This is a genomic window from Streptomyces sp. NPDC001156 (genome assembly GCF_053598275.1).
The window spans coordinates 1-8196 of the sequence record NZ_JBSFJX010000289.1; the positions used below are offsets into that span (position 1 = coordinate 1).

5 protein-coding genes and 2 pseudogenes are annotated in these 8196 nt (G+C 69.8%); 2 read left to right on the forward strand and 5 right to left on the reverse strand.

Annotation, left to right across the window (positions count from 1 at the left end; all coding sequences use genetic code 11):
- Positions 1–511 (forward strand): EamA family transporter (locus tag ACWDA7_RS47725; RefSeq protein WP_450613816.1); only part of this gene is annotated, 511 nt, incomplete at its 5' end.
- Here ACWDA7_RS47725 and ACWDA7_RS47730 read toward each other — a convergent pair.
- The 5 genes and pseudogenes from ACWDA7_RS47730 to ACWDA7_RS47750 all read right to left on the reverse strand — a co-directional run.
- The gene (locus ACWDA7_RS47730; RefSeq protein WP_450613818.1) at positions 508–2907 is read right to left on the reverse strand and encodes a galactose oxidase-like domain-containing protein; all 2400 of its coding nucleotides are present in this window, start codon (positions 2905–2907) and stop codon (positions 508–510) included. The two genes, ACWDA7_RS47725 and ACWDA7_RS47730, sit on opposite strands and share 4 nt — an antisense overlap.
- Positions 2904–4073 carry a glycosyltransferase gene (locus tag ACWDA7_RS47735; protein ID WP_450613820.1) on the reverse strand — a complete coding sequence of 390 codons (1170 nt, stop codon included), beginning with the start codon at positions 4071–4073 and terminating at the stop codon, positions 2904–2906. Before ACWDA7_RS47735 ends, ACWDA7_RS47730 begins: the two co-directional genes overlap by 4 nt.
- Complete coding sequence (locus tag ACWDA7_RS47740; RefSeq protein ID WP_450613822.1) at positions 4070–5716, reverse strand: ArnT family glycosyltransferase; 1647 nt, start codon at positions 5714–5716, stop codon at positions 4070–4072. Before ACWDA7_RS47740 ends, ACWDA7_RS47735 begins: the two co-directional genes overlap by 4 nt.
- Positions 5713–6981, reverse strand: coding sequence for a glycosyltransferase (locus ACWDA7_RS47745; protein ID WP_450613824.1), 1269 nt, complete (start codon positions 6979–6981; stop codon positions 5713–5715). Before ACWDA7_RS47745 ends, ACWDA7_RS47740 begins: the two co-directional genes overlap by 4 nt.
- Positions 6982–7195: 214 nt before the next feature.
- Positions 7196–7763 (reverse strand): annotated as a pseudogene (locus ACWDA7_RS47750) (hypothetical protein); the annotation flags it as partial.
- Between the two features lie 242 nt (positions 7764–8005).
- Here ACWDA7_RS47750 and ACWDA7_RS47755 point away from each other — a divergent pair.
- A pseudogene (locus ACWDA7_RS47755) lies at positions 8006–8196 on the forward strand (IS110 family transposase); the annotation flags it as partial.

An 8196-nucleotide genomic window follows, 5' to 3' on the forward strand; every position in this document is an offset into this window, starting at 1 on the left:
TCGCCACGCCGGACGGGCCGACGGCCACGAAGGGGGCAGCGATCGTGCGCAGCGACTCACCACGCATCGACGTGCCCCCTCCACAACGCTTGATCAGCAACAGGAAGAACGCTACCGGCCGGCACTGACAGTGCCCGCCAAGCGACGTGCGCGCTGCACCACCACGAACAAGTACATGCTCGTGCACACGCACACACACTCCTGCACATCCGAAACCGAACAGCTCCCAACCCTGGGCCTGGCCGTCCTGGGCGGCGTGTTCATCGTCTTCAACTGGGTCCTGCTCTTCCAGGCGTACGAGAACACATCGATCTCCGTCGCGACGGTCGTCTATCACACCCAGCCGTTCTACGTGGTCCTGCTGGGCGCCCTGCTGTTCCGCGAGCGGCTCACGGCCGCCAAATGCGACGTCTTCGCCCAGTGCACGGAGTGCGGCCGCGCCTACTGGAAGGGCGCGCACCACGACCAGCTGGAGGCCATCGTGGAGCGCGCCCTGGCGGAGCACGGTTAGCGCCGGGTCACATCCCCCTTGTCGCACGCGGTCCCGTTGCGATCGCGGTCCAGCCCCAGCGGGTCGTCGGCCCCGTTGACCTTCAACCGCCCGTAGTCGTTCTGTCGGAGCCAGTCGCACCGCGCCCGGGCCGTCTTCTTCACCCTCGGCGGGAAGACCGTCGGCACGCACACGTTGGCGGAGCCGTAGTGGTGGTCGCAGCCGGAGAGGGTGGGGCTGACCTGCTGGGAGGCGCGCTTCCTGGCGGGGCCGGAGACCTTGCCGGACAGGGAGTCGGCGAAGGCGTGGACGTGCGGGGACGCGGCGCTCAGGGCGGCCGGGCCCGTCAGATGGACCCACTTGGCCACCGAGGGCACCCCGTTGGCGTCGACCGCGAAGAGCATGTACCAGCCGGGCGGGGCCATGTCCGGGTTGTTCGTGACGTTCAGGTCGACGTTGTCGCCGTCGACCGACAGGGGCAGGTCCACGAACCGCTGATTCGGGTCGGACGAGTGGGTGACCGCCGCGGGACGGATCAACTCGGCCTCGGCGATCGGGCGGTCGACCGTGATCCGCTGGGTTTCGCCGTACTTCCACTCCTGGCTGATCACCGAAGTGATCGTCGGGCGGGTGCCCTTGTAGAGGTAGGGCGGGGTGTAGATGGACACGTTGTGGTTCCAGCTGCCGTTGCCCGGGTTGTCGCCGGTGGCCATCACCCGGCCGTCGGGCAGCAGGAACGCCGAGGAGTGGTAGCCACGGGACCCGGGGTCGGCGGCCACCGGGTCGAAGGTGTTGGTGCCGGGGTCGTAGAGCGAGGACTCGTGGACCGGTTCGGCGCGGTTGTGCAGGGCGCCGCCGGTCTCCAGCACCTTGCCGTCGGGCAGCAGCACGGCGGAGACGTACATCTTGCCCTGGTTGCCGGTCTCCGGCTGCGGCCCGTTGCCGAGGTCGACCGTGCCCTGCGGAACCGGCGGCCCGGCGAGGTACGACGGGTTCGGCTGCCTGAGGTCGATCAGGTCGGTGAGCCGGCCCGCGTCGGGGTTGGAGTCGATGTTGCCGCCGCCGATGGTGAGGACCTTCTGGTCCTGCGCCGGGGGCAGCAGCACGCTCGCCGACTGGTCGCGCTCGTCCTTGTTTTGCAGCCCCGGGATCTGCGTGATCGTGTTGGCGTCGTAGTCGTAGATCGCCGAGCCCGTGCCGGGGATGTTGTTGCCGAAGACATGGCTGCCCGTGTAGAAGAGGCGGCCGTCCTGCATCAGGATCATCGACGGGTACAGGCCCCAGTACGACCAGGTCTGGTTGACCTGCGACAGCGGCAGCCACTGGTTTTGCGCCGAGGAGAACTTCTCCGCGGTCACCGAGCCGGTGGAGTCCTCGCGCAGCCCGCCGAAGGTGATGACGTCACCGTTGCCCAGCTCGGTCGCCGAGGGGTACCAGTGGCCGTCGTTGAGGTTGTTGGTCCTGCTGTAGGTGTCGGTCGCCGGGTCGAAGATGTACGAGTCCTTGAACCCCTCGTAGCCATGGCCGCCCGCGACCGGGTACGCCTTGTTGCCGCTCAGGACCAGCACCCGCCCGTCCTGGAGCTGCACATGGCCCGCGCAGAACATGTCCTTCGGCGTCGGGACGACCTTGTACGTGCCGTTCGCCGGGTCGTACACCGCCGAGGTGAACGTGCCCGCGTCGAAGTTCTCCTCGCTGTTGCCGGACCCGGCGATCAGCAGCACCTTGCCGTTGGCGAGGACGACGGAGTGCATGGAGCGGACCGGGTTCTGCGTGGGCAGGACCGACCAGCTGCCGTTCGCGCATTGGTCGTCCGTGCCGGTGCACTGGGCCGGCGGAACGGCGGCCGGGACCTGGTCCATGGTGTAGTCGTCGGTGGTCGCCGATCCGGTGCCGTAGACGGAGACACCCCAGGTGATGCGGTCGGTGCCGGCCGGGACCTCGGGGGTACGGACGGTGGCCTGAGTCCAGGCCGACGCCATGTCCAGGGTCTTGAGGTCGGTCCAGTACTGCCAGCCGGCGGTGGTGTCGTGCCGGAAGAGCGTGATGTTGGCGTCCGGGGTGGTGGTCTTGTACCAGAGCCCGAGGTCGTACTGCTTGCCGACGGACACGGCCGGCGCGCAGTCGGCGGACTCCGTGATCAGCGCCTTGCGGTCGCCGTCGACGCGGCGGGTCAGCGTGACCTTCATGGCCGTGGACCCCGAGTGCGCGTCCGGGGTCGTCTCGAAGCCGAAGTCGTTGTCGCCCCAGCCCGACCTCTCCCAGCAGTTCGGCATGCCGTCGGTACCGGCGGTCTCGAAGCCGGGGTTCTTGATCAGGTTGGCAGCCTCGGCGCTCTGCGGTGAGGTGAGGAGCAGACCGGCGGTCAGGGCGCCCACCCCGGCCAGCGCGGTCCGCCTGCGGTACGTGACTCTCACACGGCTCTCCTTGCTCGGCTCCCCCGGCGGCGGGGGAGGTAGACCAGCGCTTCGGTGCCAGCGAAGCGCAGGACGAACGTCATGACCAGGGCGAGCGCGGTGGCCGGCAGGGCGCCCATGCCGAACCGGCCGACGAGCAGGGCGATCAGCGGGATGCGCAGCACCAGGTCGGCGTTGGCGAGCAGCGCGAACCGGCCGAGCCGGTCCCCCCAGCGGCGGTGCGCGCGCCGGTCGCGGAACAGCAGCTGCTCGATGAGCAGGAAGTTCCAGGCGACCCCGAGCTGGTTGGCGAGGATCTCGGCGGGCACGTAGTGCATGCCGACGGCGGTGAGGGCGTAGAGGCCCAGCAGGTTCGGGACGAATCCGCTCGCGCCGATTAGCCCGAAGCCGACCATTCGGGCGACCGGTGAGGCGGCGCGCAGCCCGGCGAGATGGCGCAGGAAGCGGAAGCCCTCCCGGGCGGTGGACTTGGACTCGCCGGCGAACCGGTCCTGGAAGACGAACGGCACCTCGGCGACCCGGCGGGGGCGGCTGCGCACGGCCAGTTCCAGGAGGATCTTGTAGCCGAGCGGCTGGAGCACGTCGGCGGTGACGGCGCTGCGCCGGATGGCGAAGAAGCCGCTCATCGGGTCGCTGATGCCGTGCAGCCTGCGCGGGAAGAGGGCCTTGGTGAGCCAGGTCGCCCCGCGTGAGACGGCCACCCGGTAGCTGCCTGCGAGCCCGGCCCGGCTGCTGCCCTCGGTGTACCGGGAGGCGACGACCAGCCCGGCGTTCGTTCGCTCTCCGGTGGCCACCAACTCCGGTACGAGTGACGGCGGATGCTGGCAGTCGCCGTCCATGACGACGATCCAGTCCGAGGTGGCCGCCCGCAGCCCCTCGAGGACCGCTCCGCCGAGCCCGCCGACGGGTTCCTCACGGTGCAGTACGGCCACCGGGAACGGGCAGTCCCGGGCGGCCACCCGGATCACCTCGGGGGTGTCGTCGGTGGAGTCGTCGACGAAGAGGACCTCGCAGGGCAGCCGCGCGGGCACCGACTCGGTGATCCGGTGCAGCAACTGCCGGACGTTCGCGGACTCGTTGAAGGTGGGTACGACGATGGTGACGGCGCCGGGCTCCGGTACCTCGACGGCGTCGAGGCCGGGTATGGGTGCGGTGTACTCGCTCATCTGGTGGCTCCCACGGCCTGGATCTGCCGGATCTCGATGCGGTCGGGTCCGGTGCCGAAGGTGGCGACCGGCGTGGAGTGCTGGATCGCCGCCCTGACGTTGGGCAGGTCCTTGGCGTCGCGGCGCACGGTCGGCGAGGCGACGACGTAGTCGATGTCCCGCCAGCCGCGCGGCATGGTCCTGGTGACGGCCGGGTCGAGGTCGGCCTTGTAGAACCAGATGGCGCCGAGCCCGGGCCGGTACCCGGCGTGCACGAGGTCCAGCCAGAGGGCGTCGTCGACGAGGACCCGGGTGTCCTGCGGGTCCGCCACCCGGGTGCTCATCCAGTGGGAGGCCTGCCGGTAGGGCTTGTTGGCGTCGGCGGTGAGGGCGGTGCGGTCGCCGTCGTACCAGTGCGGTACGACGTAGGTCCCGGCGGCGAGGGCGAGGACGGTGGCGAGCGCGTACCGGCCACCGGTGAGGTACCGGCTCTCGCTGTCGGCCCGCCATCGGCGCACGACCGCGTGGACGACGGAGGCGGTGCCGCCGGCCAGCACCAGGGCGAGGAAGGGCAGCGCGCCGATGATGTACATGGCGGGCAGGTAGCCGTTGGGGCGCAGGGCCACGGCGGCCAGGACGGCGACCGTCAGCGCGGGGCCGGCGAGGGCGCGGGCGGTGACCGACCAGCGCCGGGTGAGCAGCAGGAGCAGGGCTCCGGCGAGGCCGCCGAGGGGCAGGACGCGGTCGTAGTACAGCCAGGAGTGCAGGACGCCGTAGGAGCCGGAGCGCCCGTCGAGGATGAAGCCCGAACCCGGCCGGGACATCTGGTAGGTGATGCCGTCCCACAGGGACACGTGTCCGGCGCCGGGGAACAGCTCGCCCTTCAGCAGGGCGAACAGCGGGTAGGAGAAGCCGATCAGGGCGCACGCGGTGACGGCACCGGTGAGGGCGAACTTGCGGGTGTCGCGGTGGCTGTGCCGCCACATGGTGACGAACAGGGCGGGCAGGACCACGAACATCGTTTCCTTGGTGAGCACGGCCGCGGCCGCGGCGAGGCCCGCGCCGAAGTGGTGCCAGAGGTGGCGGCTGGGCGAGGCGGCGAGGCAGAACGCCAGCAGCAGCCACGTCACGGCGATGTTGTCGAGGAAGATCTCCCGGCTGAGGACGACCGCGAGCGGGGAGAGTCCGAGCAGGGCCATGCCGAGTCCGGCGGCCCAGCGGGGCAGCGAGAGCCGGCGGCCGAGGACGTAGACGAGGACCGCGCTGACGCCGCTGATTCCGAGCATGAGGATCCGCATGGTGCCGACGGTCATCGAGCCGGGGCTGATCGCCGCGGGGAGCTGGCTGAGCAGGGCTATCTGGATCCAGCCGAGCGGCGGGTGGTCGTACCAGTAGGTGTAGTGGGCGAGGCCCCGGCCCTGCTGGACGGCCCAGGCCTGGGCTAGGTAGGTGCCCTCGTCGTCGCTGAGGGTCGGGTAGCCGGCGATGTTCCAGCCCTGGACGACGAGCATCACGGCGAGCAGGGCACCGCAGAGCAGCAGGTCGGGGCGGGAGGAGCGGAGCCGTACCGGCGGCCGTGCCCGGCCGGCCGGAGGCGTTTCGGGCACGGGTCGGCGCCCTGCGGGGACCTTCGCTGCGGTCACCGCGGGAAATGTGGAGGTCACGCAGGAACGTCCTCTCGGATGGTCTGGGCCGCGATGAGGTGCGCACCGACGTGCGTGGTCAACTCCCAGTCGTTACGGCCGCGTTGCTCGCGCCATATGGCGCGGATCGCGGCCCCGGCGAGGAGGACCTGGTAGAAGGGCCCGCCCATGACGAGTTTCAGGTAGTGGATGAGGCGGACCCTCAGGCCGTACTGCTTGCCGAAGTCGTGCAGCCCGACCACCTCGAAGGCGAAGGTGACCGCGGCGATGACCAGCGGCAGGAAGGTGAGGAAGGCGACGCCGACGGGCACGTCGAGGAAGAGCGCGACGGCCGCGTTGAGCGGGATGACCACGCCGGAGAAGGCCTGCAGGAAGGGTGTCATCAGTGTGTACCGGGCGAGCAGCCGCTGCCCGAAGGTGGCCAGTTGCTTCCAGTCCTTCTTCCGGTACACCTGCAGGAAGCCCTGGTTCCAGCGGGTGCGCTGCTTGAGCAGTGACATGAGGCTTCCGGGGGTCTCCTCCCGGGTGACCATGTCGGAGTCGTAGGCGACGACGACCTTCTTGCCGACGCTGGACAGGCGCACGCCCAGGTCGCAGTCCTCGGCGAGGCAGTTGGGGTCCCAGCCGTCCGCTTCCCTGAGGACGCGGGTGCGCACGAAGACGGTGTTCCCGCCGAGCGGGATGAACCCCTTCTGCGCATGCAGGTGCAGCCGGGAACGGAACCAGAAGAAGTACTCCAGGCAGTTGCGCAGGCTGTACCAGCTGGAGTGGAAGTTGATGAGCTGCACCCCGCCCTGGACGACGTCCGCGCCGGTCGTGCGGAACGCGTGGTCGACGTGGGCGAGCAGCTCCGGGTGGACCTGGTCCTCGGCGTCGAAGACCCCGACGACGTCGCCGCGGCAGTGCGGCAGCGCCGTGTTCATGGCCTTGGGTTTGTTCTTCTTCTCGTGGGTGTCGACGACGACCCGGACGCGCCGGTCACGGGCGGCGGCCCGCTCGGCCACTTCCATGGTCTCGGGGTCGTCGTGCCCGACGATCACGATGATCTCGAAGTCGGCGTGTGAGGACTCGAGCAGCCGCTGGACGGTGTGGTCCAGCACGGCCTGCTCGTGCCGCGCCGGCAACAGCAGTGAGAACGACAGGTGTTCGCCGCCGTCCGGTCTGCCGAACCGGGTGGAGGCCAGCACTTCGGGCGTACGCCACGCGTGCATCTGCCACCACAGGGTGAAGGCCGCCATCCAGAACAGGGCCAGTGAGACCGCGGCCATGAAGACAGACGTGAGCAAAAGATCCCCCCCAGATCCCGATTACCCCCTGTGCGGGCAACGGTGAGTTACCACCGGTAGACCCGCCGTGAAGAAAGTAGGGGGGGTCTGTGAAGTGCGAGAGCTATTCCGATAAACAGCTTGTTTCGGAACGGGCACGTGAGTAATGGGACCTATGCGAACACCTGCCCCGTTTCAGACAGTTCACCAGCCCGATGCACCGCATCCCGGGTGCTCAGCTCCTGTTCAGGGACGAGATGAGCCGTTCCGGATCGGTCGTCGGCGCGTCGCACGTGAAGTTGCGGCAGACGTACGCCGCCGGCTCGCCGGCCACCAGCGGGCGGCCGGCGAGGAGCGGGAACTCGTCACTCTCCGCGGCACCGACGGCGACGACGGCGCCCGGCGCGGTGCCCAGGAGCGCCGTACGGTGCAGGGCGATTGTCCGCTCGTCCGCGAGGCCGGGCCCGACGACGGCGACCCCCTTCGGCCCCTTCGAGCAGGGCCTCGGCGACGGCGAGCCCCCAGCCCCCGAACCGGGGCACGCGCGGCCCGAAAGCCTTCACCACCCCCAACGCCCGTTCGGCGGCGGCCCGGTGGGGCGCCGATCCGGTGTGTGCGGCATAGCTCAACAAGGCACCCGCCGCCGCGGTCCATCCCGACGGGGCGGCGTTGTCGGTGGGCTCCTGCGGCCGGCGGATCAGCGGCTCGGCGTCGGCGGCGGTGTCGTAGAGCGCACCGGTTGCCGAGTCGGTGAAGCGGGCGAGTACATGGTCGAGGAGGAGTCCGGCGAAGTCCAGCCAGACCGTTCCTAGTCAGTCATCCCGAGGCCTGTCGGCCTCACCCCGGGGCCGGGAAAATGGGCGGGGTGCCCGTCCGGAGGACGTCGTTTCTACTTGGTGCGAGTGAGCCCGATAGTCAGTCGGACGCGGGGGCCGTGTGCAGGAATCCAATGTTGTTGCCATGAGCACGCAAGAGAGCGTCTTTGAATCCTGTGGCCTCGGATGGGCGGGTACCCGTCGCGCGTCGACTGGGAGGGGTCAGGGTCGTGGACGTGGTGGAAGAGCGGTGCGCGGGGATCGACTTGAGCAAGGCGGATGCGAAGGTGTGCATCCGGCTGCCGGGTTCGGGGAAGCGGGCGCGGCGTGAGGTGCGGACGTTCTCCACGATGAGTGACGGTCTGCTGGCGCTGCGGGACTGGCTGGTGGACAACCAGATCACCCGGGTGGGCATGGAAGC